The organism is Pseudoalteromonas sp. BSi20495 (genome assembly GCF_000241185.1).
Lineage (GTDB): Bacteria > Pseudomonadota > Gammaproteobacteria > Enterobacterales > Alteromonadaceae > Pseudoalteromonas > Pseudoalteromonas fuliginea.
In genome coordinates this window covers 33,275-58,696 of record NZ_BADY01000015.1, presented here as the reverse complement: position 1 = coordinate 58,696, position 25,422 = coordinate 33,275, and the positions used below count along the sequence as shown (strand labels likewise).

Annotated in this window: 21 protein-coding genes, 1 other RNA gene and 1 pseudogene; 6 read left to right on the top strand and 17 right to left on the bottom strand. The window is 37.5% G+C overall.

Annotation, left to right across the window (positions count from 1 at the left end):
- Positions 1-187 precede the first annotated feature (187 nt).
- Positions 188-586 (bottom strand): hypothetical protein, encoded by a 399-nt coding sequence (locus P20495_RS17875; RefSeq protein WP_008133924.1) that lies wholly within the window; start codon positions 584-586, stop codon positions 188-190.
- A 337-nt stretch (positions 587-923) separates the two neighbouring features.
- On the opposite strand from P20495_RS17875, the gene P20495_RS17880 reads away from it, so the two are divergent.
- Positions 924-1,373 carry an antitoxin Xre/MbcA/ParS toxin-binding domain-containing protein gene (locus P20495_RS17880; protein WP_008133923.1) on the top strand — a complete coding sequence of 150 codons (450 nt, stop codon included), beginning with the start codon at positions 924-926 and terminating at the stop codon, positions 1,371-1,373.
- Between the two features lie 358 nt (positions 1,374-1,731).
- Here the strand turns inward: P20495_RS17880 and cas6f are convergent, their stop codons facing one another.
- The 6 genes from cas6f to P20495_RS17910 form a co-directional block, all read right to left on the bottom strand.
- A complete protein-coding gene (gene cas6f, locus P20495_RS17885) occupies positions 1,732-2,334 on the bottom strand; it encodes a type I-F CRISPR-associated endoribonuclease Cas6/Csy4 (protein ID WP_008133922.1) in 603 nt (200 codons plus the stop codon).
- The gene (gene csy3, locus P20495_RS17890) at positions 2,331-3,359 is read right to left on the bottom strand and encodes a type I-F CRISPR-associated protein Csy3 (protein ID WP_008133921.1); all 1,029 of its coding nucleotides are present in this window, start codon (positions 3,357-3,359) and stop codon (positions 2,331-2,333) included. Before csy3 ends, cas6f begins: the two co-directional genes overlap by 4 nt.
- Positions 3,359-5,410, bottom strand: a complete 2,052-nt coding sequence (locus P20495_RS17895; protein ID WP_008133919.1) for a type I-F CRISPR-associated protein Csy2 — start codon at positions 5,408-5,410, stop codon at positions 3,359-3,361. The genes csy3 and P20495_RS17895 overlap by 1 nt, the downstream gene beginning before the upstream one ends.
- A gap of 3 nt (positions 5,411-5,413) precedes the next feature.
- Positions 5,414-6,589 carry a TniQ family protein gene (locus tag P20495_RS17900; RefSeq protein WP_008133917.1) on the bottom strand — a complete coding sequence of 392 codons (1,176 nt, stop codon included), beginning with the start codon at positions 6,587-6,589 and terminating at the stop codon, positions 5,414-5,416.
- Positions 6,590-6,663: 74 nt separating this feature from the next.
- Positions 6,664-10,704, bottom strand: a complete 4,041-nt coding sequence (locus P20495_RS17905; RefSeq protein ID WP_008133915.1) for a hypothetical protein — start codon at positions 10,702-10,704, stop codon at positions 6,664-6,666.
- A 35-nt stretch (positions 10,705-10,739) separates the two neighbouring features.
- Complete coding sequence (locus tag P20495_RS17910; RefSeq protein WP_008133914.1) at positions 10,740-11,066, bottom strand: helix-turn-helix domain-containing protein; 327 nt, start codon at positions 11,064-11,066, stop codon at positions 10,740-10,742.
- 486 nt (positions 11,067-11,552) lie between these two features.
- Here P20495_RS17910 and P20495_RS17915 point away from each other — a divergent pair, with 486 nt between their 5' ends.
- From P20495_RS17915 to P20495_RS17925, 3 genes are all read left to right on the top strand, one after another.
- Positions 11,553-11,885 carry a hypothetical protein gene (locus P20495_RS17915; protein ID WP_008133913.1) on the top strand — a complete coding sequence of 111 codons (333 nt, stop codon included), beginning with the start codon at positions 11,553-11,555 and terminating at the stop codon, positions 11,883-11,885.
- Between the two features lie 167 nt (positions 11,886-12,052).
- Positions 12,053-12,298, top strand: a complete 246-nt coding sequence (locus tag P20495_RS17920; protein WP_008133912.1) for a hypothetical protein — start codon at positions 12,053-12,055, stop codon at positions 12,296-12,298.
- A gap of 191 nt (positions 12,299-12,489) precedes the next feature.
- Positions 12,490-13,386, top strand: coding sequence for a bacteriophage abortive infection AbiH family protein (locus tag P20495_RS17925; RefSeq protein WP_008133911.1), 897 nt, complete (start codon positions 12,490-12,492; stop codon positions 13,384-13,386).
- A gap of 122 nt (positions 13,387-13,508) precedes the next feature.
- Here the strand turns inward: P20495_RS17925 and P20495_RS17930 are convergent, their stop codons facing one another.
- The 6 genes from P20495_RS17930 to P20495_RS17940 form a co-directional block, all read right to left on the bottom strand.
- On the bottom strand, positions 13,509-14,510 hold the full coding sequence (locus P20495_RS17930) for a TniB family NTP-binding protein (RefSeq protein ID WP_008133910.1): 1,002 nt from the start codon (positions 14,508-14,510) through the stop codon (positions 13,509-13,511).
- 2 nt (positions 14,511-14,512) lie between these two features.
- Positions 14,513-15,928, bottom strand: a complete 1,416-nt coding sequence (locus P20495_RS20040; protein WP_008133909.1) for a Mu transposase C-terminal domain-containing protein — start codon at positions 15,926-15,928, stop codon at positions 14,513-14,515.
- A gap of 17 nt (positions 15,929-15,945) precedes the next feature.
- Entirely contained in the window at positions 15,946-16,335 is a 390-nt protein-coding gene (locus tag P20495_RS22360) for a hypothetical protein (RefSeq protein ID WP_008133908.1), read from the bottom strand.
- On the bottom strand, positions 16,328-16,957 hold the full coding sequence (locus P20495_RS17935; RefSeq protein WP_008133907.1) for a TnsA endonuclease N-terminal domain-containing protein: 630 nt from the start codon (positions 16,955-16,957) through the stop codon (positions 16,328-16,330). The genes P20495_RS22360 and P20495_RS17935 overlap by 8 nt, the downstream gene beginning before the upstream one ends.
- Positions 16,958-17,090: 133 nt before the next feature.
- Positions 17,091-17,187: signal recognition particle sRNA small type (ffs, locus tag P20495_RS21420), an RNA gene on the bottom strand.
- Between the two features lie 138 nt (positions 17,188-17,325).
- On the bottom strand, positions 17,326-18,204 hold the full coding sequence (locus P20495_RS17940) for a DUF3014 domain-containing protein (RefSeq protein ID WP_008133906.1): 879 nt from the start codon (positions 18,202-18,204) through the stop codon (positions 17,326-17,328).
- Between the two features lie 239 nt (positions 18,205-18,443).
- On the opposite strand from P20495_RS17940, the gene P20495_RS17945 reads away from it, so the two are divergent.
- Positions 18,444-19,589: a patatin-like phospholipase family protein gene (locus P20495_RS17945; protein ID WP_007376790.1), complete on the top strand. Its 1,146-nt coding sequence runs from the start codon at positions 18,444-18,446 to the stop codon at positions 19,587-19,589.
- 15 nt (positions 19,590-19,604) lie between these two features.
- On the opposite strand, the gene P20495_RS17950 is transcribed toward P20495_RS17945, so the two are convergent.
- A complete protein-coding gene (locus P20495_RS17950; protein WP_008133904.1) occupies positions 19,605-21,578 on the bottom strand; it encodes a monovalent cation:proton antiporter-2 (CPA2) family protein in 1,974 nt (657 codons plus the stop codon).
- A gap of 133 nt (positions 21,579-21,711) precedes the next feature.
- On the opposite strand from P20495_RS17950, the gene P20495_RS17955 reads away from it, so the two are divergent.
- Entirely contained in the window at positions 21,712-22,608 is an 897-nt protein-coding gene (locus tag P20495_RS17955; RefSeq protein ID WP_008133903.1) for a GGDEF domain-containing protein, read from the top strand.
- A 109-nt stretch (positions 22,609-22,717) separates the two neighbouring features.
- On the opposite strand, the gene P20495_RS17960 is transcribed toward P20495_RS17955, so the two are convergent.
- From P20495_RS17960 to accA, 3 genes and pseudogenes are all read right to left on the bottom strand, one after another.
- Complete coding sequence (locus tag P20495_RS17960) at positions 22,718-23,065, bottom strand: hypothetical protein (protein WP_008133901.1); 348 nt, start codon at positions 23,063-23,065, stop codon at positions 22,718-22,720.
- A pseudogene (gene tilS, locus P20495_RS17965) lies at positions 23,065-24,368 on the bottom strand (tRNA lysidine(34) synthetase TilS). Before tilS ends, P20495_RS17960 begins: the two are co-directional and overlap by 1 nt.
- An 82-nt stretch (positions 24,369-24,450) precedes the next feature.
- The gene (gene accA, locus P20495_RS17970) at positions 24,451-25,407 is read right to left on the bottom strand and encodes an acetyl-CoA carboxylase carboxyl transferase subunit alpha (protein ID WP_008133897.1); all 957 of its coding nucleotides are present in this window, start codon (positions 25,405-25,407) and stop codon (positions 24,451-24,453) included.
- Between the last annotated feature and the right edge of the window lie 15 nt (positions 25,408-25,422).

Genomic DNA, 25,422 nt, shown 5'->3' with positions numbered 1-25,422 from the left:
AAGAAGCTCAGACATGTTCTTACAGTCAGTTATGATTGGTTGAACTCATAATGGAAAGAGCTCAATGATATTTCTTACATCGCGCATAATTTAAACGAGGTTTGAACAGTAGGACTTAATTAAATCTGAGAGTCGCATTTGTGCCATGAGCGGACTGTCGTAACCTTAGACACTTGTTATATACCTTTTACTTACCTGCTTTTATTTTAGGCAGTTGCACTTGCAATATAACAAATGCAGGAATCAATGGTAAAAAAGCTAGCCACGATAACGGAGTAACAACCCAAAACCAGATAAACCAAGATTCTGCGATAGTTAATAGGAATAATTTACTAACACGCTTAAAAAGCATTAAGTCACCCATAGCCGCTAAAGGCAAACCAAAACCTAGCGAACCAAATAAGGCTATAGATGGGTGAAGAGTCTCAATTTTAATGTTTTCTATCACTGAAAAATAAAATTCATAGCCATAGCTAAATAGCAAAGGACTCAATAGACAAAGCGCCCAAACAGTGCTCCAGCTAGCATCACGCTGATGCTTAGAGTGGATTTTATTTTTTTCTTGAAGCTTGCTCAATGCATCCATTTAACTCGGGCTATCCCTAGGTATATAAAAATTTAATAGTGCGCTTATCGCACATATTTCTACCGACTTAACGCTCATTTGTCTACTTTATATAGTTTTAACAAATAACCTAAGGTATTACTATCACTAAGTTTTCTAAAATATTTGAGTTAAGTTAAATAGATCAATATGCGCGTGCAGCTCATTTTCATGAATATATGCGCAAAAAGCAGTTTGACCAATCAATTAACTACTATATTTAGCAAATCTCAATGACCGGTTATCGCTCTAACCCGACTATCAGCTTAATAGTAGAAGTGCTATTATTAAATATAACTTTCCTGGCTTTGAGGTATGTATGCCTAGTGATATGCAACCTAGCACTAATCATAAATTTGTAGATATACTCAGCAATGGAAAAGTTAATTTAAGCTCAAACCCTTTAGATGAAATTGAATTAATTCAACGTGGTTTAGATATAAAGAGTGTTGAGAAGTTTAGGCTTCAGTTAGGTTGGGATATTCAATCCTTTGCTAAAGCAATTGGTACAAATATTAGAACTTTGGAACGTCATAAAAAAGAGTACACACGTTTAAATGCAACTTTGAGTGAAAATACCTTTGAGTTAGCTCATCTAGCATCAGCTTGTATTGATTACTTTGAAAATATTGAACGATGGAATAAATGGCTAAATACGTACTCCTTACAATTTAGCTCTAAAACACCTTTAACATTTGTAAATACAATTGCTGGTAGAAGGTTAATTAGGAACGTTATAAATAGCCTTAAATACGGTTATAACGCTTAAATAAACCCCAACATTTGCTGGGGTCTCTCTATTTAGCCTCTGCCTTTTCGGCAGTTAAAAGTCACAAGTTGTGGTTGTTTACTTCCTGGCCTAATTTCAGCTGCCTACTCGGCAGTTCACTCATGATCCATGCTGTTCTATAATTACCAACTATCTCCAGCTGCCTACTCGGCAGTTCACGAATTTTTCAAAGAATGCCACGTCATCTGTTAATCTCCAGCTGCCTACTCGGCAGTTCACTATAAAAAATAGTTTAAATTCCTATAAATACTAAACTGTTAAATGAATTTAAATGATTTCCCCTTATTTTTAATCAATCAGATAACTCATTGAAAATTTAAAGAGTGTTTTAAAACTATTAAAAAAGGGTATTTAAAGAAGGAACCGTACCTTGAAATGTTTGATTTGTAGCAAAGCCATAATTATTAAATTGATTTCTTACCGCATTAGTATTTTCAATTTTTTGTATGTGAAGTATAAAATTTTCCCCGTTTCCTTTGCTTGATACGGGTATTGAATGAAAGTGGCCTATGTCTTTTGCCTCAAATTTATATTCAGGATTATAAACCTCACCTCTGGCTTCAGCTCTTTTTTTAGCGCGTTTTAATCGCCTTTGCTTTTCGCCAACAAATGCTTTGGCTACTGATTGGTTGCGAACAAACATGACTTCGCTTTGATTTACTGGCACTTCGAGTATTTTTGATAAGCCAAATAACTTATCATGAGCCATCATCTCAAAATAACTTTGCTGAGATAGATTGATTAATTGCTTTTTATCTGTTGATACAAACGCTATTTGATTGCCTATCGTTTGCTCATTCCATTTAGGAAAGCACACACCAATATTACTTATTTCACGTGAGCTCATAAACCCATGCAAAATACCGATACAACGCCCAGCAAGAAGGCTTACATCACAATTTTTGGGTAAATAAGTAATGGTAAAATAATAGCGCTTCAAGCTTTACTCCTTTGGAACAAGCCACCTTTGATCAGCACTGCCGCAATAAAGTGAACTGCGTCTGATTCCTCACTCTGCTCTAAACCATGCTTTTCCATGTACTTAATATGCAAAGCAATACGCGGGAGTAATGAATAAAAGTCTGAATGGGTCTTAGGTGTTCTGTGTGCAACTAATATTTGCTTATCTGCGCCATATTCATGAGTGCGTAAAGGTTTGTAGCCTCCCTCATACCAATCATCGATAGTTTGAATAGCAGCGCCTACTTTTTGTGAATTCAAACTTGCTGCTTTTTTATCGCCTACTTGAGTATATGCAAGTTGTTTAGATGACATGCCTTGTTCAACATTATCTACAAACTTTTGACTTGGGTGAACTTCTTGGCTAAATGCATTTTTAATTTTGGCGGTTATATCTAAATAACAATAATTTTGAGGGTTACTAAGCCCTTCTTGAATAGCTTCTGACAACGTTAATAAAGCCGTTTGATTATTTTGCCAATTGCCCTGCCACTTTAATTTTTGTGCACTTTCAACAATAATTGGATCTGAATTTTCTGTGAGGATTTCAATATCAACATTCGGTGATTGACGATTGCGCCAAAGCCAGTTGCCCATCAGTATATTTTTAGCATAGCGCGTTGCAACTTCATTAAGGCCATTGTTCTTTTTATAGGTTTCGAAAAACCGTCTTAACCAATAAATAACTTTAGGGTCATCACATACATGTGGCTCATTACTATTAGCTTCAACCCTGAGTGAAAAACGACAAAATAGCTCATTTACAGTTGGAGGCACATAGCACACATCAATAGTTTGGGGGTTTCCAAACGCTAGATCTTGTGGCGCTAAATTTTTAGCCACATCTTGCTTTTGATACGCATCGCCAAACCCTGACTTTTGCCCAACTAATTTATTTTGCTCTATTTGTAGCGGTTCAAAATCAGACTCCGGTGTTTTATAAAAAAAAACCGCTTTACTGGGTGAGAGTGAGCGCGTGTAACTTAAGTGCCGAGGTAATTGCATTATTCATACTCAAACTTAGACTTTTTCATAAGCATAGACTCTTTTTGAACATCCATAACCCAAAATGCGTCATGAAAGAACTGCTTAGCCCCTGCGTACTTAACTGATGTATTACTAACACACTCTAACAACCCAATTACGGGCTCAGCATAACAATGGGATTCATGTAATGCTGCCTCTCGCTTAACGGGTTTTTCAAGCGCAGCAAAGCCAATTGCAGCGGGTCTTAAATCAAAGTTACCGTTAAGGGCATCAATCAATTGTTCAAAACTTTTGACTACTTTTTTTGAAGGGTACAACCAACTGCCATTTAACGATTTTACCTTTATATTTTTAAACAGCTCACTTGGTTTAGTATGTAAATGACACCAGTCTATATTTTGATATAACGAAGGAGGATGCATAGTCCCGCCCGCAAACACAGATGGTAGTGCAGGCTTAATAAGCTGACTATTTAACTTATTAAGCACCTCTTTATTTGGTACAAAAAGCCTAAATATTAAATCGAGTGTTATATCGCATTTAGGTTTATCGATAATACCTGAACTTATTACATGACTACGGCCAGCAACTTGTTTTAACTTACTTGGCTCAGGTAATGGTTTACCTGTATATAATTGATAGTTTTCAATGTAAATAGCACTGCCAATACACTTAATTGAAGGGTCTATAAAGTTTTTTAGCTTACGCTCAAAGTTATGAGCAAGCCCATTTAAAGCAGTAAGTGACGGCATCCCTTGAATATACGGGTTAGCCATTGCCTCAGCATCAAACACTCGCATATCTTGGCAATGTACATACACTATCTGCTCATCATTTAATGTTTCTTGTTCTGCCGTACAATGAGTAAATACATAGTTTAACTGCGTTTTAAACATCCCCATTAAATTAGGGTGATATGCAAAGCGTTTAAGTTTACTTAATGAACTAAGGCTTTCATTTAGTACGTTACTAAATTGGCTAATACAGTTAGTAACACTCTGATCTAAGTAATGCTTTGCCCACTCAGGATAAACTTGGTTTTGCGCGTTATTTTTAGCTTCCAGAATGTTATCCAGCCACAACTGCAAGCTAGCTCGTACTTGCCTAATAGCCGCTACTCGCGCTAATTGTTTTTGCCTTAACGTATTAAACTGTTTAATGCCTACCAACACCAAAAGCGCCTGTTGAAATTGACTGTTTAATAGCGCACGAATTTTAAATATTTTCTCAATATCATTATTGGCTACTTTGGAGCGGTTAGTAGCCTTAGAATATGTTTTAGGAAAGTAACGAAGCACTCTAATATTACCACCTACTGAGCTTGCTAAATCGCCAACATTGGCAGGCCTTGAGTGCTCAACTAAAGCAAAATTTAACTTACGATCTGTTGTTAATTGCTGAATTTTAGCTAGCATTGCGTGGCTTACTACAGGCGTAACCGCAAGGTAGCTTTGCTGAAATGGCATTTGTAATTGTGGTGAAAAAGAGCTTACTTCTAATGGGAGCTCTGCCACTGGCAAAAGCTGCTTTATTTTACCCGCGATGTCTAAAACCGCCTTTTTAGTAAACCCGTACCCTCTTATTAAATTGATCCAAACAAGCTCTTCAGTTATTAGTAACTTTGCTAAACAAGTCACTTCGCCCTGCCAATTAAACGAGGTTAAAAATAGCTTTGCATGATTAATTTCAGCACTATTGTGCGACCAGCCAAAACTTAAAGGTAATGACCGGCTACAAATACCCGCAATATCTTCACTTACAACTTCACTAATTAAACGTTGATGGCTTACTCGTATATCGGGGTATTTTAAATTATGAGTATGGAACCATTTAGCTTCGTTAATGCACTTAGTCAGTAACACTTCATCGCGTAATACACTTTTAGCGGTTCTTGTACTTGTTAGATCATCAATTTCACTGCGCTTATAAACTAGGTTAATGAGCACAACAAGTGCTTGTTCTTCAAAACCATCTACCGCAACATGAGGCATGTATGGAGCAAACAACTTTCTAAGTGTTGTGGTTTTTTCTTTTAATGATTCAATTGCAAATGCATTTTGTAAGTTCATAAGTTACCACGGCGCTATAAATTGGTTTTTTGTTTGAGGCTTTTCAGCTGCAAATGCTTGCTGTAGTTCAATTACTTGGCGCAAATAAAAAACATGGCTATCAGCTCTGAGCTGTTCGTGCTTTTTTTGTGGATAAGCACAGGTTAAAAAGCCTTCTTGATGAAGCCTATAAACTTGCTCTGTGGTGGTGTTTAACAATACTGCGGCATCAAAAGTGCATAGCACTAAGTCAGCAATATTTGGATGTTTAGCTTTAGGGTTACTATCAACTAATTCGACAAAGTAATTTATAATCTCATCAAGTACTTTGTTTTTACGGTTACTTGTTGCCGCTATTTGAGCATCACAGATCACATTTCCATACACAGAGTTGAATTTAGTTTTATTAAAAGGATTAAGTTGCTTGAGACGCGCATTGTTTGTGAGTAAATCTAATTCAGCGTTAAAGCCATCAGGCCAAGTACTAAAGTAATCAACAAAAGCGCAGTTAAAGTCTAAATCGCTTACATCAATTTGTTTAACCTTCGCAAACCACGATAACAGCCCCATTATTTTTGGGCTGTTACTACTTGCAAGCGCAAATGCAATTTTAAAGTCTGCATCGTTTAACTGTTCACTCCTGGTTAGTTTATAACCACAACTACACTCTAAAAACGCCTCAGAAGCTCTATAATCAATTGAGTCATGGCATTCCTTACAATGCATAGTTAATTGTGTTTTATGCTTATGGCACGCTTTATAGGGCTTTAAATGCCAATAAAAAGGAATATATGAAGACTCTGACAAGCATTCAATGCAAACAGGTATGTTATCAGTACGAAGTAGCTCGAGGGGAATTGTCAGCTCATTACGGCTTACTGCTGCTAGGTTGCCAAATTTAAAGTTACTGCGCCGCCATGCAAGCGCAAGAATATAACCTGCGTTTACATCTGCTAATTGGGCTACTAATTTAAGCGCTCTTATTCTAAAGCTGCTCGCTTGCCTAGCATGATAAACATCAACTTTACTCAGCTCTAACGGCAACGCACCTTCAAGCTCATGATCTTGCTCTGCAAGCCATTGCCATAAAATATCAGCAAGCTCACTATAGCCATCGTATGAGTTATCACTTGCAAGCCTGAGTAAATAGCTTTCAAGCGCTTCATCTGGATAAGGTTTTGTTTGAACTAAAAAATGCATCGCCAACCTAAACTAAGAAAATCTTAGTTTAGGTTTAGATTAAAAGTAATACTTAGGTCAAGCTTAAAGAGAAATTAATCTTTTGAAACATCTAAAACAAATATATCAATCAGCCCTACAAGATTTTTAGGTAAGTCATTTTCTAATTTTACTTTAAGTTCATCTGCGCTTTTCAAGCCATGCAGCTTTCTATTCGCTACTTTTTCTTCAGCCCCAAACCAAATAACAAGATAAATACCTTGTCCTTCAGCGTCAGGATGAATTGAGTACCTTTCAGCCAGTTGGTTTCCTGCTGCTGAAAACAGTTCTGTATGCCACTGCCCTTTAGCTTCAATTACAAGTAATCTTCTAATACCATCCATTACTTTGGAAGCAGTAATATCAATTCTATTTTTATCTTTTGTTTGATGCTCTGCATTGATAACTATACTGTCTGTTTCTAAGCGAGGCTTCAAATACTCTGCAATAATTTCTACTGAGCTAACTTCGTCAAGACGAACTCCTCCTTGTGAATAAAAACGATTTCCTGGGTTAAACTCCCCACCCTTAATATCTTTTTGATATTTATCTAGCTCATACAAAACTCTATCTCTAAGTCCTTCAACTGTAACAACATCACAATTATCCAAAAGGTCTATAACCTTTGAAATATTCGGAGGAATAAAGTTTCTCAAAGCTAAAGCACGAATTTGATTTGCTCTCATACTTTTAAGGTTTTGGCGCATAACCTGAAAGCGAGAGTCCTTAATTAACTGTTCAATAATATGAATTGTTCTCTCAGAAGCGTCCAATTCAATTTGCCTAGATATATCAACCAGAAATCGATATGCTCTTTCTCCGTCAGGGCTAGAGGTGCCATAAAAGGAAGGCAAGTTAACTTGTGGCCAATCTTCAATAAAGCGATCTAATAATAAATATATTTTATCGCTAGATAAACTTGGAAAAGTATCGCGGCTTCCGGAGTTTAAACTACTTGATATTCCCTCGAATAAAAATATTGAGCTTTTCTTCTGGGTAAGGAAATAAAAAAACTTTTGGGAATCGCATAAATCCAAAAAATAAAAAGCTCTTAAAAACCAGAATTGTATGATTTTCTCTTCAGGCTTATCTATATGGGGTGGTTCGATTCGACCCAGCCATTCATCGCAACGAATTAAGATCAAATGTTTAAGCTGTTCTTTATCACAATAATGAACGGTTAAATCAAATAAAATATCGAGCGCATAATAGCTCAGGCCAGAATACTTGTTTAACCACTCTAAGGGTAAATTGACTTTTAAATCACTAAATATTTCATCGTCTCTTAGTACTTCTACTTCAGGGTGTTCGCATTTAAACCTGTCTAATTGAGGCTCAACATACTCTTTTAAGTAATTCTCTTTGGAAGTTACATCAGGAAATAACAAACGATCAATTTCACACTTAAGAAGACCACGTTCATCTTCAGTTACTGCGTCATAATAAATATTACATCTAGTTTTCACAGCAGTAAGTATTTGCTTACTAATATTGCCCAGTTCCCCCTGCATACGTATTGTTTCTAAGCACAAAGCATATAAAACCGTTTCAATATGTAACCACTGCGATAGACTCCTCAACTCCGCAAGTTTCTTCAAGTTAGGTACATCAGGAGCAATCAGGCTAGTGCAGTTTTTTAATGAAGTTCTCATCAGTTTTTCATCACCAAACTCTTTTTGTATATTTTCAGGTTCAGATAACAAACACTCTGAAAAATTAACTAACCACCCGAAATGCCCTCCAGATTCGATTAAAGCGCGGTTTCTCTGAATAAAGCTAATATTGTCTGCACGATTTTGGCTCTCACATTTTTTGTTCTTTCTACCTAGTCTATTAAACTTCGAATTTCGTTTTCGTACCTGTAATCCAATTGAGTAATCTGTATTATTTGCTTTTGCCCACTCACGCATAAATTCTAGCTTTTGATTAGCTTGTTTACGCATAATGCTGCGTATATGACTATTCAACTGAAGCTTGTTGTGCTGGAAGTAAAAATGCCTCGTTATAAAGGTTGACCACAGTGCTAAATTATTTTCTTCAAATGCTAAATTAATTAGGTATTCAGTATCATCAGCGGAAAAACATAATCCAGAATGCGCACCGCAATCTGTTTCAAACCTACTTTGTTTAAGATTGTAGATTTTTTTACGTTCAGTTATACCAAAAAAAGCTGTTTTAAAAATTCCTTGTCTTAAGTCTTTATTTTCTCTAATTGCTTTTACAGACTTACAGAAGTTTTCACTTCCTTCCCTATGATAATTTAAGTTTTTTAGCCACCCCCATATCTGTTCAGGGTTATAAGGGAAGCTAGTGATATCAAAGTAATGATCGAGCAATTTACCTACAAGCTTGCTTATCCCGTCTCTACAAAAGCATTCATAGTACTCTTTACCACAACTGCAAGTTAACTCATCGGTTAAAAAATTTAATAATCGCTCAGTATTTTCAGCAGTTAAAGTCCATACCAATTTATTGATGAAATATCGATTGCCTTGTAACCGTCTATCATCTAGTGAGGTTTTTTCAGTAGGGTAGAGACTTGAACATGCTCGAAAGAAGCGTTTTAGTATGCCTAAATCAATAGAATTAGCACCTAAGAATTCAATTCCTTTAGCTGCAATGTTTAGAGATGTATTACTAGACTCGGATATTAATGTTTCGAGTATTTTAATATCATCAACATCAATGAGCGAAAACAAACATTCCATAGCAAGCCTTCGAGTATCTAATCTCTCATTAGGTTCGAATAATATGTTTATGAGATTGGGAGTTAAGTGCTCAATAACCTGAGATTCTTTGATTATAGTTAATACTAAGTCTCGTAAATGCCCATCACTTTTATTTTCTAAAATTGGCTTAATATCTTCAGCCATATTTTTATCAAAAAAACCAACTGTACTGTATCGCCGCCAAAAATCACCTCTTCTAAAATACGGGTCATTTTTTTCAATTTGTGTTAACTGTGATAAAAGTAACCTTTTAGATGAGCGATCAAGTTGTGAAGGGTCTCCATTAGCTAGCACAGTATAAGGATCAAGTCTTATAATTTCATGTTGTAGCGCTAACCCGCCGAGAGTAGCCATCCAACCAAGCATTCCTCTCAATTCATCACGAACAATATTATTTGAAGCTATTACTGTTTTACAAACTCTTAAAGTTAGTGGATCTTGATTACTCTGTACTCGCTTTACTAAATACTGAGCGGCACAATATTCAGCAATAATCTTGTGAACAGCTCGATGCTGATCAATATCATCTGCAAGTTTAAATAAGCGAGAATCTATAATACTGGATAGATCAAAGTCCTCTTCTATTAGTGCATTGATATTGGGATATAAGTATTCCTCTGATAAATCACTAACACTTACACCTTCAGCACCTGATAAAAGAGTTTTAGAAAATACTTCTGATGCGAGCTCTATTTTTTTCTTATACGGGAAATCTATTCCAGTTCTTCTTTTTGCCGAAGGGTTAAGCTCTTTAGCTAAATGCTCAACTGCTTTTTCAAAAATAGAAATTTTACTTTTAAATTTTCGATTACTTTCAATGTAGGCATCTGCAAACATTTTTAAAAACTGAGGGTTCGGAAGCAAAACGTCTAAATTAAAGCGTGATATTTCTGTATAGAAATTATCAAAATCTTCATCAGGCAAGTGATGATCAAAAATCTTTCTTTGCTCTAATTCATTAAACTCCCTCAGCCTTAAAACCAAAGGCTCACACTCTAAATACTCTATAACCGCTTGTGTTGAGTCACTGCTCCATTCACTTGAGCGACTTGATATTATTAAAGTTTCAGGTTTTGACTCTATGACTCTAGCTAATAATTTGTGTATACCACAGTTGTCAATCTTGGATAGTTCATCCAAAGCATCTATAACAAGAAAATCTCTAAATAATTTACTAGAATACAAGTACTTGCTAGCAGTGACTGAGTTAGTATTAGCTTTACTTGCTAAGCTTTTAAGAAACTCTGTCTTACCCGCTCCTGGCTCTGCTAAAATAACTATGCACTTAGAGACACTCAAAAGTTCATCTTCAGCATAAATTTGCTCATCATTTTCAAGAGTTCGCTGTAGATAAATATTTGAGGTCATAGATTCTCTATATATTCACAAATTAAAGTAGGTATTTACTCTTTAATTAAGCCTAAAGATATTTTGGAAGTTTTAATACTATCAAGTAGTTTCGCCTTATCATTCTGGTCTGCTTTACCCCATGCGCAAATTAGTTCAGCCAAATCATCTTCTTCACAATAAAAGTAAGCAACTGGTACATCAAGCTCTTTAGCAATGCGTTTCATGGTTAAAAAATCAGGGGCATGTTTGCCTTTTTCGTATTGGTTCATGCGAGCACTAGCCGTGTTTGGCTCCATGCCTAATGCCATACCTAGCTGTTGCTGAGTAAGGCCAGCTGCTTTTCTTGCAGATTTTAGGCGTGAAGGTGTTGGAGTTTCCATGTGAACCTTAGCTATAAAACATATCTTGCTAAGATTCTCTTAGTATCTAACCCATAAGTGTACTAAGGATATTTTAGTTTTTAAATATACACTTAATTAGTAATGTTTTAAACTATACATTTATGAGTTAAAAGGGATTTTATGCTTGTTTTTGCTAGCGATGCTTCTGGTAAGATTGTTTCAATAATAATGTCAAAAATGGTAAAGCATGTAATTGTTTTTGTATCGCATGTAATGACTCTTTAATTGCACGCAATCGCGGCACTAAGAATGCTCATTCATTTGCTCATACCTCAAAGCCTGAGAAAAGATCCTGCTTAATGACAGCTCTACACAGGTTCGTACAAGAATATCTAGCCGCTCAAGAACAAATATTACTTCCTTCCGTTAAATGTAAACACAATACATGGGTAAACCAAAGTACGATCTCCAAAACTCGTCAAAATACTACAAGGTTCGGTAGAGTCGCCGTTAGATAAATACAAAATGGATGTTGGACTGGAAACATCGCTGGGAAGAATATTCATTGAAGTTAAAGTCACTGCTGAATGTAGCGATGAGAAAGTAAGTTTTTTAAAAAACAATAAAGTACCAACATTAGAAGTCGACCTATCTCAATTCATTGAGCAGCCCATCGAAACTGTCATTGATGCACTTCGTAATATAGAGCCTTACTCAAATTGGATTTATAGCTGGTGTGATGATGCACTCAAAAATGAGATAGAAAAAGAGGTAGAAGCTAAACAGAACGCTGCCCAACAAGCATTAGAGCGAGAAGTTGAACGTAGGAAGAAAGTAACCAAGCAATCAATAACTTAACTAGAAATAACACTATTGATTTACCCGCAAAAGAGTTGCCATTTACCACATTTATCGGGGCCAGAGAGTACAAATTACAAGCGAAAGTGCTCAATGCTGAATCTTGGAGCTTCAACCACTTCAATGTAATGATAGATACTAATGAGTATATATTGGCGACGTGTCAAATGCTGAGCAAAAAAGGAAAAGAAGGTAATAAGCTATACATACTCTTCCCGTTTAATGACAGTGTATTACATAATTTTAAGCCAGAGCCTAACTCTGCAGTACTTTGCAGGTTGTTTAGAAAAGGAAGCTACCCTTATAAGTGGCTATCATTTCCTGAGCCTAGCTCTCATAAGCTACAACAAGCTCAATTAAAAGCAAAGCAAGTAAAAAGAGAATCACTCGAGTATTTTGAAAGCTATAAGTGAGTTGCGGAAAGAAATATTCGAAAACAGCTGGGTACTCAACAAGCTCATTCCAACACCCTTTTATGTTAAAAAGTTTGACTTACTCATTTATTGACGCATCATTTCTTTAAAAGCATTTAATTCTGAACATAAAAAACCTTGAATTTTTTCATTCCCATAAGATTATCATAGATAAAAATAAGGACACTTTCTTGAACTCAAATCATCTATTTATTATAGGTAACGGCTTTGACTTGTGGCATAACTTGCCTACAAATTACAAAGATTTTTACCAGCAATACCGTGAATATCTCAATCAAATTGAGCACTACTTCCCAAATAGCTTGCAAGAAGAAGAACTTTGGAGTGACTTTGAAAATGTGTTAGGTAAATTTGATGAATCTATTTTGATAGATGAAAACGACTTTATGGATTTCTCTGGCGATGACTTTCCAACACAGCAAATGTATGGACTTGAAGACGCTGTAGAGGATTTCAGTAATAATACTATCCAAAGTATAACCAGAAGTTTTACTACATGGATCAATAGCATAAATTTAGAAAGTTCAGTTCAGCAAATGACTTTCCCAGATACAGCTAAATTCATTAACTTCAACTATACCTCTACACTACAACAGTTATACAAAATCCCTGTGGAGCACGTTTATCATATCCACGGCAATGTAGGACAAGCGAAACCTTTAATTTTTGGTCACACAAAAGCGGTAACCCAAGCTATTGCTGAAGAAGATTCTTATTATACAGTAGCTATTAATAATGGACGGAGAGTATTAGAAGTTCTTCGAAAACCCGTAGCTGATATCATAAGAGATAAACTTAATCCTTTATTAGAAAGTAGTGTTAAGGATATATCAGTGATTACCGTAATTGGCCATTCACTCAATAAAATAGATCTTCCTTATTTTTCGCGTATGGTGGATCAGTTTCCTGATGCTCACTGGCAGTGTTACTCATACAGCCTAAGCGAAGCAACTGCTCACAGAACTGTACTTGAGCAAATTGGCATTCCAATAGGAAACTTAAGTATTGGAACCTATATGCAGCTCGTTCAACAATATCCGCTGAAGAGGGCTGTGGACTTTCCATAGACCCCTTGCAGCTTTTTATATGCTAAATGTAAGCTAACATATGAATTAAAAGCTATTAATTTTTAATGTTATCTTATTTAAGCAAGCTAAAGTCAAACATTCATACTTTTACATCTGACAACTCACTTTCTCAACAACTGACTAATAGGCATTCGGTCAGTAAACTTGGTCGCTATAAATGGATCTTCATCTTGGGCGCTTTCAGATTTGTATAGTGAATAGCGCTCAACTTCACTTGCTGTTATTTCTGCAACAGGCAACGTAAATAGGTTTGGTACATCAGGGAAGAGTACTTCAAACGCTTTGACTAGATGCTTGGTTGTTAGAGTTTTCGCGTTCTCTATTAATGCGTAAAGTACGGCATCATCTAAAAAGTATTTTAATGTTCTAAAGCAACCTTTTGATAAAGAGAACAAAGCAAACACTGTAGCTTGTTCACTTAGGTTTGGCTTTTCAGTAAATGGCATTCGGTTAGCTAGGCCAATTATTAGTTGTACAAAATGCTTTGGGTTTTCTGATAATTTAAAATAAGGCAGCTGCCGCCTTACTAATAAACGCGATGACCATTGAGGCTCGTCTGCTATTTTTTCTGTCCACGGCATACCAACTAATACTATCGATACGCCCGCTTCGTCGTTAATATATTTTAATCGGTTGGCAATCTCGCGGCGTTTTTTACCTTGGTTGTGCTCAATTAGCTCTTGAAACTCATCAATAATTATAAGCTCTGTGCCACACGTTTTTAGGCATTTTATTAATGATGTGGTTAAGCGAGTGCCGTTTATTCGTAGCTTACGCTCTGTGCTGCCTACTTGCCCTAAGTCTTTAAGAAGCTCGGCTAAAGTAGATTCTAGTGTCGGATTGCTAGGTATGCGGCTTACTAATACGGGGTGATTCATCACTCCATTAATAAATTGCGGTAAGTGACGTTCTTTATACTGTTTTATTAGTGCTGTTTTACCTGTGCCTGTATCGCCATTTAACAGCATGCAAGGCTTTTCACCTGTTAGCCCTTTACCAAGTCTTAATCTGTCAAAGTCGTTAAATACCGTGCTTATTATTGGGTATTCAATAAATACATCGCGAAATTCATTAAGCTTTTCTTTTTGTTTGTCGGTCAGCATAATTAAAATCCATCTAAGTCTGAAATAAAGTCATCCCAGCTATCTGTTGGTTGCTCTTTAGGTGTAACCTTTTTGTGTTCTACTGGCTCGCTCTGAGCTATTGATTTCTGCGAGTCGCTACTAACATTTTGATGCTTAGCTAACGCTTTACCGCCTTTTACTTTTGAGTGTTTTGGCGCATTTTTTAACTCTTCAAACTCGTTTTGAATTTTATTATGAATAAACATACGCGCTTTTGCTAAGCCTACATTATCGATAGAGCTCGAAATAAAATCGCGATGAATACGTATATTTATTTTATGCTGATTTAAACTTAAATTTTGGGTGTAACCGTTTGGATCTATGCATGGCACTTTTATGTAATGCTCTAGCTTATCGAGGTAAACGTATATATAAGAAATATCATCGGGGTTTAATTTAATTAAAACTTCTTGAGATACTTTATGGCTAAATTGCTTTCTATAATTGGCCAGTTCAGTACTGTCGTAGCTTAAGTTTTCTAGCCGTATTCCACCTTTACGAAGCACCCGATGATTTGAAATACTGAGCACAACATCTAGCTGTTGAAGATCATCATTACTCAGCACTGTTGGTGGTAACGTATTAAAGCCTTGATCCCATAATTGGCTTGGTATGTACTTAAATCGGCTGTCAGCATCTTGATGGTAAACGTCTACTACCCATTTATGAAATAACTGCATAAAGGTCGTAAAGCGCATGATTGCATCTTTTTTGGGGTTATATTCATGCTTTTGTAAAATGTTAGAAAAGGTTTTACCAGGAACAGGATCTAATAATTCAGTGTTAATTGTGCCAAACATGCGTTCTACAAACGGTTTTAACCACGGCTTTGCAACAGGGTTATATTGAGTATTAATGCCTATTTCTTCACAAGCAAGTTCAAGGCTGTTACTCCAAAATTCAGCGCCATTATCAACAACGAGAGTTTCAATTTTGCCAGCACACTTCCACTCATTAATCGTATCAGGGTATAGTTTTGCTACTTCACTTTTAGGTTTCATCGCATTTAGCATTGCTCGCCTTACTGCATCGTAGCTAGGCTCACTGAAGCTAAAGTAATAGCCAACAATACAATGGCTATACACATCGACTAACATGGTGAGTGCTGGCCGTCCAAGTGGAATATGCAGCTCATCATCCAATAAAATAAGATCAAGCGGTGTATGGTCAATTTCAACTTTTTCGAGTACTCGGGTAGGCCGTGTATGCCCTTCTACTTTATTAAAAGCAATATCAGCAAGGCGCTTACCATAACGAGCAATCAATACTTCGTATTGCGGTAAGTTATCTATTCTGTTTTTAAACGCTTTGTATGTTAAAGGCTTTAAATCACTGCCAACAACACTGTCGTTTTCAATAATAACTAAGTCTTTATAGAACTTGTAAGCCGAAGCCACTGATGGCTTTTCTTTTACTAAGTAACGCTCAAGTGCTTTTTCAAAAAACTTATCCGTTGCTGTATCGCGCGCTCTATTACCTTTTTTTGGTGGCTTGGTATTAGCGCAATGATATTTTTATCCGCATTTGTATAAGCGCTATACCATCGTGCTGCTGTTCTCCAGCTAGGCTTTTTTTCTCCCTCAACTTCAGGCATTACTTTTAATAAAGGCTCAAGGTTTTTTTGTGTCCAACCGCCTTGAATATTAGCCTCAAGCCATTGAATATATTTAAGCTTAGCAAATGTTGTTGTTTTTATTTTTTCAGGAAGGGCTTGTAAGTCTTTGGCGTAATTTTGAGGTAGTTTGGTCTCTACTTTTGGTAATGGCTGGTTAAATTCATCATCAAACAACCCGTCATTAAACATTATTAGACCAAATTGCTGTTTCTATTGATATTTCATTTGTAGTTAAGTCGGCAAATAACTGCCCTAATGATAATAAGCGTAGCACCGTAGCAAGTAGCTCACCGGCAGTTACTTTTAAATAGCTAACTAACTGGCCTACTTTAATAGACTCGTATTGCTGAACAAGTTCTAACACCGATGCTTGCAATTCTGTTAAAGACTGAAAACCAGAGTAGCGATGCAAAAGCTTTAAGTTATTGAGTGTTGGATATACACGGATTTGTTTGTCTGTAACCAGTATTAAATCGCGCCCACCTTGCTTAGCTATGGCTTGCTTTTCAATAAAACGTGCACGAAAGTCTTCGTCAGCAATTTTGCTTTGCGGTTTTACTTCGATAAATTTTTGCGTGCCGTCTGTGTGGGTAAGTAAAAAGTCAGGTGTGTAACGGCAAATACGGTTATCAAACTCATATTCGTAACCTAGTGGCTGTGCTTCAAATGCGGCTATTGATGGTGAAAATTCAAAATGGAAACAGGCATCAAACTCTAAAGACGATTCGACTAAACAGGTAGATTTATTTTTTTGACTAGCAAATTTATGGAGGTTTTTAACACGGGAGTGTTTGAGTTTTCTTCTGTACATGTGAGTCAACCATCTAACCATTTGGTTAAATACTAGACTATGCCACCTTATACTTCCAATTTATGCCATCTTTCAGTACAAATATGTCAACTTATACTTCAAACAACACCCAAATGAGGAATTTGGGTGGCAGTCTTACCAGCCACATCTCGGCACACACGTCACAAACTGTGGCTGCTCCCTTCCGGGCCTGACCAGGTTCGCCTGCTAGTGTTGCGAGAGGACCAATAAGACTACCATTGAGGGCCTTGGTTGGCGCGGGGGGATTATCTCTACTTTTGCTCTGTTATTCAAGGGGTAATCTAAAAAGAAAGTGCGATTGCATACTTCATATACAATCGCGATGCATTTAGCTGTTTTAATGCGTATTAATTGCTCTCTAACTGAGTTTTAATATTACGTAATGCTGCTTTTACTTTTTTCATGTTCTCAGGGCCCATGCGTAAAAGTTGTTTTTGTGCGGCTGGTAATTGCTCCCACTCTGAAAATGCGTATTGATATGTTACTGAATTACGAAGTAATGGTAAGTCGCCCTCAGGTTCTGGCGTATCAAGTAACAAATCAATTGCATCGGTTAGGGTTTGATTAAACTCATCATCGCCATAACCTATTTCAGTATATGCACTATTAATAAGCGGTTTATATTCTTCGTACATACGCACTGCTTGAGCTGCACTCATACTGGTGAATACTTTTACATACGGTGTATAACGCTCATAGCTATTAGGATCAATCGTTAAAATATCTCCTTCTGTTACGCTAAAACTCTCTTCTGGCTTAATAACAGGTGTATGCTTTTTGGCTATTTTGCCTTGGGCAATGTTATCTATAAATACAACACCACGGCGAATCACATCGTCGGTTACCATTAAGCTCATCACAGAATCACTTAAGTACTCATCCATTTTAGCAACAACCACCGCGTCACTTTCGTCAAGCGTCACTAATGGTTCTACTTTTGGGGCCGGCTCAACAGGGCGTTGTGTTGGCACTTCAAGTTCTTCAGGTTCCTCTGGTTTTACTGCAGAAGGAGTATCAATAATAGGAGCAATTTCTGGTTTAAGCTCCATTATTGGCTGCTCTTTAGCTGGCGGTTCTACCTCTGTGCGTGTTACTTTTTCATCACTTGGTTTAAGTAATACGAAAGCAGCCGCGCATGCTACGACTATTAAAATAATAACGGCAAAAAGAAGATTGTTATTAGGTGGACGTTTTTGAACATCTGACACTTCTGGTTTATCTGACATACGAACTCCATAAAAAATTAAAATGCGATATCACTTAGAATACGCTAAGTGGATTAAATTCATTCTGACACACATACTATGACATTTAATAACACGGCAATAATAGCTCAAAGGTTAAGCGCTAAATTGCAAAGTTAAATAAGGTAATGAGTATAAGGGCAGTTATCCTTTGATTCTTCTAGCTTAAAGACTTACAGTGAATAAATAAAGCAAAGACGTAGAACAGTTTAACCACCAATATGAAAATCAAGCAAGTTGATCCCAAAAAACCTAAAATAGCCTTGTTACTTACAGGTGGTGGCGCACGTGCTGCTTACCAAGTGGGCGTACTAAAAGCACTCGCTCATAGCATGCCGCGTACAGCTCCATTACCATTTAGGGTAATAAATGGCACCTCAGCTGGGGCAATTAATTCTGCAGCGTTAGCATGTTACGCCTCGTGTGCGCATTTGGCTGTACGAAAGCTCGAATCTGTTTGGAAAAACTTTTCAACCTCTATGGTGTATAAAAGCGACTTTTTAAGTGTGTTTGGTCATATTGCGCGTAATATTTTAACGAGCTTTCAGTCAGAGCATATTAATCACCCGCCTGCGAGCTTGCTAAATAATCGCCCTCTTCGTAGTTTATTAAACGAAATTTTAGATTTACACCGCATTGAACGCAATTTACATCGTAATTATTTAGATGCGCTGTCTATTACGGCCTCAAGTTATACAACGGGTGACTCGGTTGCATTTTTTCAATCTAATACGCAAACATCTTGGCAGCGTGCTAAACGCGAGGGTCGTGCTACGCGCATTAATGTTGAGCATTTAATGGCGTCGAGTGCCATTCCGATGGTATTTCCTAGCGTAAATATTTATAACCATTACTTTGGTGATGGCTCTATACATCAGCTTTCTCCGCTTAGTCCGTCGATTCATTTAGGCGCTGAAAAAATATTTATTATTGGGGTCGACCAACCCAAAGAATTACACCCACCGGGTTATTCTGCGCATTACCCAGGGCTTTCTGCTGTTGCAGGGCATTTACTCGACAGTGTATTTACCGACACTATGCAATCGGATTTAGAACGTTTGGACCGTATTAACCGAACCTTAGGGCTATTACCTGCACGCGATAAACATCAAGAGCTTAAACAAATTGATACGTTTGTAATTAACCCTTCGCAAAATTTTAATGCCATTGCAGCGCAGTATTACAACGATATGCCATGGGCTATTAAAGTATTGCTACGTACCATAGGTGTAAAAAAGCATTCGCAATCGAGCTTAACCAGTTATCTATTGTTTGAAAAACGCTACACCCAGCATTTAATGCAAATTGGCTATGAAGACGGTATGAAAAAATTACCGGAGATACGCAAGTTTTTAGAACTAGATTAAGCCCAAACAGAAACGTTATTCTATTCCGTCGAGCAGGTAGTGCTCTACCCGCTCAACGCGCCTTGGTTTTCCTTGCAGTACTAATATATCGTTAGCCAGTAATAAGGTTTGATCCGATGGAGCGTCTATTTCGCGATCTTGCCTGCGTAACGCTTTTATAAACACTCTTCGTTTTGTTAAATTAAGCTCACTAATACTTTTATTTACAGCAAACGCTTTATCGGGCAAAGCTATAACATGCAGGTATTCTAATCTATCGCTATTATTTTCATCGCTATCAATGTGCTCACCGGAAAAAAAGCTTTGCAAAAATTTATAGCGATTACGGCGCTCTTTACTTACACGCCTAACAATTCGGCTCATGGGTACACCCGACATAGATAAAACATGCGACACTAACATTAAACTTGCTTCTAAAGTTTCGGGCACAACTTCGGTTACCCCCAATTCTTTTAACTTTTCGAGCTGACTGTCATCTCGCGTGCGTATAAGTATTTTAACTTCGGGCGCTATTTGCTTTATAGCGTCTATTACTATTTGTGTTTGCTCAAATTCAGTAAAGGTAATAATGACTAAGCGTGCACGCTCTACCCCTGCACATTTTAAAATGTCTTTTTGTTTAACGTGTCCAAATATTACGGGTTCTCCAGCGGCTTTACCTTCTTGAACGAGTATTGGGTTACTCTCAATAGCGACATATTCTATTGCCTCAGGCTTTAAAAACCGCGCAATGGTTTGCCCAACTCTTGAAAAGCCACAAATAACAACATGATTACTATAAAGCGCGCTACTTTTAGGTTCATTTTCCCACCCCATACTTGCGCGTTTTAATACGCCTAAACGTTTTAAAATAAGCGGTGTTTTATCAATTAAAAATGGTGTAAAGGCCATTGAAAGTACACCCAATGCAATTAAAAATGAGGTTTGATCACTCGTTAATAATTGCTGTTGTCCACTTAAGGCAATAAGTACAAAACCAAACTCTCCCATTTGCCAAAGCATAATTGCACAAGCCAATGCATCTTGTCTTCGCTCCCCCATAAGCTGCGCGCTTATTGCAACAACGGTTATTTTTAAAATTAATAAGCCAAGTAACGCACCAATTATAAATAAGCCATTACTAAACACATATAATAAATCAAGCTGCATGCCGACAGTTACAAAAAATAGGCCCATTAAAATATCGCGAAAGGGCCTTATATCAGCCTCTAGTTGGTGTCTGTAATGACTCTCGCCCAACATCATACCGGCTAAAAAAGCGCCAAGAGCCATTGATAGACCAAACATATATGTTAGCAACGCGGCAAATAACGCAACCAGTAATGTTGTAAGCACAAATAACTCATCGGTGCGTACTAGCGCTATTTCGTTAAATACTTTAGGCAGTATCCATTTGCCTATAGCCCATAACAATAAGCAAACAAATGCGCCTTTAGTTAATGCAAAAGCAAGCGCCCAACTAATGCTTTGTGAATCGCTAGATGCTAATAAAGGAAGGATAATAAGCAAGGGAACAACCGCTATATCTTGAAATAACAATACACCAACGGCTAGTTGTCCACGACGCTGGTTTAGCTCACCGGTTTCTTTTAATAACTTAACCACCACGGCAGTGGATGAAAGCGCCATAATGATACTAATAGCAAAGCTAGTTAATAAGCTGAAATTTAAGCAATATAAAACAACAATAAGTATCAGGCTGGTCACAACTACTTGTAGTGACCCAAGGCCAAACACAATATTGCGCATTGCCATTAAACGTGAAATAGAGAACTCTAACCCTAAGCTAAATAACAAAAATACAATACCAAGCTCTGCCACAAAGTCGATTTCGTGCGTGTGTGCCATCCAACCAATACCATGGCTGCCAGCTAAAACCCCTGTTGCTAGATACGCCAAAATAGGCGGCAATCCAATGCGCTTAAAAAACCATACAAAAAGTACTGCAACAACTAATAAGCCAAAAAATTGAACATTAATACTCTGCAAACTGAACCTCACGCTTAAATTAAACCAAGGGACTTACATTAAATATAGCAACCATCTGTTTTTCGGCCAGTTTTAAAATATGGCATAGAAATAGCTTAGTAATTGTAAAGCAACACCCTCGGGGGAGAATTTAATGGAAAACGTCCATATTTTGACACAACGTGTATCAGGTCGCGGTGATTTTTTGCCGTTCTCGGCAGAACACACACGTGTAGATGAACCAACTGAAACACACGAACTTGTTACTGAACTACAAACTAGTTTAGTTATTGAAGATGTTTTAGCTATGTATGCTAAGTTCGCAAAACAATTGCTAAACTTTTCGGGTATACAGTTTCAATCGACGCTTGGCACAGCGCAAACATCAGATAGTGATACAAACAATACACCCTATATTTTTGACTTAACAATAGCAGCAGAACACTTAGGACAACTAATTTACTTTAGTAAATACCCTCTTAGTGCTGTAATTGAAAAAAAGTTACGCGTTTTACATACCGCGTTAATTTACCCACTTCGAAATGCGATGATGTATAGCCGAGTATTAAAACTTGCGACAAAAGATACCTTAACGGGATTAAACAACCGCAGTCAATTTAATGATATTTTGTCGCAAAAACTCGAAAATTGTCGCCGCTACCAACGTCCTTTTAGCTTAATGCTGCTCGACTTAGATAACTTTAAACAAGTTAACGATAACTTTGGTCACAAAGTGGGCGACGATACATTGAAAGAATTCGCTAAAGTTTTATGTAGCAGTATTCGTGGTACAGACTCAGTATTTAGGTTTGGCGGCGATGAGTTCTCAATTTTAATCGAAGACCCTGAGTTTACAACTAACAAAGTAGTTGCTGAACGGATCATGCGCCTTGTTAGAGAATCAAGTTTAATGTCGCAATATGGCGTAACAACCAGCATAGGTTTTACCTTAGCAAGCAGTCAAGATTGTGATAATGAGATATTTGCTCGCGCAGATAAAGGGCTGTATAAAGCAAAGGCCTCGGGCAGAAACTGTGCTAAAGCATATTAAAATTTAAAAATACATTTAAAATAAAAGAGTCTAACTTCCCCCGTTAGGCTTTTTTATTTTGCTGTATTGTCCTGTTTAAAACTCAGGACAACACACTAAAAAGCATGACTTAACGCTCTGACTTTATTGGTAAAAATCTATATATAACAAGCACTAAGCAAAAACCAAAAAAGAAACCACTCACTAAGTTAAGTAATGCAGCACTTTTTGCAATTGGCGTGAATAAAACTAAAATTAACGGCGTACTGACTCCTAAAACAAAAAACAGCCCACCTTTACCTAACCAATAAGCCAGTAATAATGCACCACATAATATTCCACCAGCAATAGCGTGACCCAAAGTAATTAGGTTAAGTGAAAACAAGGCATTAGCTAATACCGCGACGATAGCTGTAACTAACATCCCCAGTGGCGCTTTGTTTACTAGCGATAAGCCAACATGTGGTTGTTCTGTCATTATTTACACTCCCAAAAAATACCTGTTTCGTCAAGATGATTGGCACTCATAAAGTAGCCAACCACTTGAACCAATTCGTCATTATAAAAAATTAATGGCACATTAGCACGTAACCAAGGGGCTACTTTTGCATCTTTAAACCAATGTTTTAATGTATTACCACCTGGTTTTTTTTCCGGTTTGATCCGCGCATTGTTACAGTTAAAACGCACAGTAACTTGTTCATGCTTAAACGGCGGTCGAATACCCTTGCCATTTTTTTTATTAGCAAACGGTCATCATTAAATTTAAGCTCATCACTTACAAGCATTTGATCTTGTAAGATTTGATATGGATTCACAAAATACAAATAGCCTTGATGGCGACGTACTTGCCCACCAGCCAAATCAATAAGCATTTGCGAATCGCTCTTAGCGCATATAGCTTGATTAATAATTTGCTCAAGTTGTTTTTGCGATGGCATAATTTGTGTAAATAATGCAAGCCACGCACGCACTATATTTGCAATGCGCGCAGTGCTGTATTCGCTTATTTTATTAATACACAATGCTTGATGCTGGTTAATACACTTATTTAAATCAAGCTGAGTATATTCATCAAGTAATGTTTGTTGTTGCTGCAGTAGCTCAATACTTCGCGCTGTACATTGCTCAAACCCATTAAAGCGTTCGGCTAATAATGGAATAACTTTGGAACGTAAAAAGTTTCGATCAAAGCGCTCATCTGTATTAGAGTCATCAGTGATATGCTTAATATTAAACTGCGCCGCAAAGGCTTCTATATCACTTCGCTTTACATTCAATAACGGCCTGAAACACACACGCCCACTTTGTAGAAAACGCGCTTGGTGCATAGCGCCAAGCCCTTTTAAACCCGAACCACGCTTTAAGCGCAGTAAAAACGTTTCTACTTGGTCGTTTAAATGTTGGCCCAGTAAAATAATGCTGCCTTGTGGGCTTAGTTCATCAAGTGCTTTATAACGGGCGTCGCGCGCTTGGGCTTCAAGGCTCGTGCGCGACTGCTGCTCAATTACCACTTTCGCAGCTTCAAAAGGCACATTGAGCTCAACACATACGTTTTTGCAAAAGCGTTGCCAGTCATCAGCATACTGGCTTAAACCATGGTGAACATAAATAGCCGATACATCAATTACAGGGTTATCTTCTTTTAACGCACGCATTAAATGCAGTAACACCACAGAATCAACGCCACCAGATAACGCAACTGTAAAAACAGTCTTACCTTGCTCAATATAGCTACTTAGTGATTTTTTTAATTGTTGATAAATTGCTGATGTATACATGTGTCCGCACTTTAATATAAAAACTCTGAGTATTTTAAAGTAAAAAAGCCGCATAAGCGGCTTTTTTTAACATTTAATGTGCTTAGCAATAGCCAAACGACATTAAACGCTTGTAACGCTGATCAAGCATTTCTTCAAGCGTAAGAGCTTGTAGGTCAGCTAAATCTCGTTTTAGGCGCACTTTTAAGTTACGTGCCATAGCATCGTAATTACGGTGCGCACCACCTAGTGGCTCATCAACTAAGTTGCTGATTAAATCTAGTTCTTTAACGCGCTCTGCGGTTACACCCATTGCTTCTGCTGCAAGGGGTGCTTTGTCGGCGCTTTTCCAAAGAATAGACGCACAACCTTCAGGCGAAATTACAGAATAAGTACTGTACTGCAACATATTAACTCTGTCGCCAACACCAATCGCTAATGCACCGCCTGAACCACCTTCACCAATAACTGTACATATTGTCGGCACTTTAAGTGTCGCCATTACTTTTAAGTTACGTGCGATTGCTTCAGATTGGCCACGCTCTTCAGCGCCTACACCTGGGTATGCACCCGGCGTGTCGATAAAAGTCATGATTGGCATTTTAAAACGCTCAGCCATTTCCATTAAGCGTAATGCTTTACGGTAACCTTCTGGCTTTGGCATACCAAAGTTGCGTTTAATTTTTTCAGCAGTGTCGCGGCCTTTTTGTTGGCCAATAACCATTACTGGTTCGCCATCTAAACGCGCTATACCACCTAAAATAGCCGGATCGTTAGCAAAAGTTCGATCGCCAGCAAACTCGTCAAATTCCGTGAAAATACGCTCGATATAATCTCGAGTATAAGGACGCAACGGGTGACGTGCCAACTGTGATACTTGCCAAGCGCCAAGTTCAGAGAATATCTTCCCTTTTAACTGGTCGCTTTTCTCTTTTAATTTGCTGACTTCCTCTTCTAATCCAAGGTCTAATTCGCCAGCGCGGCTTACATTTTGTAATTCTTCAATTTTCGCTTCTAATTCTGCAATCGGAAGCTCAAAATCAAGATAATTGAGGCTCATGCTCTAAACTACCTA

Coding starts and splice junctions, on each gene's coding strand:
- P20495_RS17895 (WP_008133919.1), bottom strand. CDS start 5,410: ATGAACTTACAAAATGCATTTGCAATTGAATCATTAAAAGAAAAAACC.
- P20495_RS17905 (WP_008133915.1), bottom strand. CDS start 10,704: ATGACCTCAAATATTTATCTACAGCGAACTCTTGAAAATGATGAGCAA.
- P20495_RS17920 (WP_008133912.1), top strand. CDS start 12,053: ATGCTGAGCAAAAAAGGAAAAGAAGGTAATAAGCTATACATACTCTTC.
- P20495_RS22360 (WP_008133908.1), bottom strand. CDS start 16,335: ATGTTTAATGACGGGTTGTTTGATGATGAATTTAACCAGCCATTACCA.
- P20495_RS17955 (WP_008133903.1), top strand. CDS start 21,712: ATGGAAAACGTCCATATTTTGACACAACGTGTATCAGGTCGCGGTGAT.
- accA (WP_008133897.1), bottom strand. CDS start 25,407: ATGAGCCTCAATTATCTTGATTTTGAGCTTCCGATTGCAGAATTAGAA.
- P20495_RS17960 (WP_008133901.1), bottom strand. CDS start 23,065: ATGACAGAACAACCACATGTTGGCTTATCGCTAGTAAACAAAGCGCCA.
- P20495_RS17930 (WP_008133910.1), bottom strand. CDS start 14,510: ATGCTGACCGACAAACAAAAAGAAAAGCTTAATGAATTTCGCGATGTA.
- csy3 (WP_008133921.1), bottom strand. CDS start 3,359: ATGCAATTACCTCGGCACTTAAGTTACACGCGCTCACTCTCACCCAGT.
- P20495_RS17910 (WP_008133914.1), bottom strand. CDS start 11,066: ATGGAAACTCCAACACCTTCACGCCTAAAATCTGCAAGAAAAGCAGCT.
- P20495_RS17875 (WP_008133924.1), bottom strand. CDS start 586: ATGGATGCATTGAGCAAGCTTCAAGAAAAAAATAAAATCCACTCTAAG.
- P20495_RS17935 (WP_008133907.1), bottom strand. CDS start 16,957: ATGTACAGAAGAAAACTCAAACACTCCCGTGTTAAAAACCTCCATAAA.
- P20495_RS17940 (WP_008133906.1), bottom strand. CDS start 18,204: ATGTCAGATAAACCAGAAGTGTCAGATGTTCAAAAACGTCCACCTAAT.
- P20495_RS17900 (WP_008133917.1), bottom strand. CDS start 6,589: ATGCATTTTTTAGTTCAAACAAAACCTTATCCAGATGAAGCGCTTGAA.
- P20495_RS17880 (WP_008133923.1), top strand. CDS start 924: ATGCCTAGTGATATGCAACCTAGCACTAATCATAAATTTGTAGATATA.
- P20495_RS17915 (WP_008133913.1), top strand. CDS start 11,553: ATGGATGTTGGACTGGAAACATCGCTGGGAAGAATATTCATTGAAGTT.
- P20495_RS17945 (WP_007376790.1), top strand. CDS start 18,444: ATGAAAATCAAGCAAGTTGATCCCAAAAAACCTAAAATAGCCTTGTTA.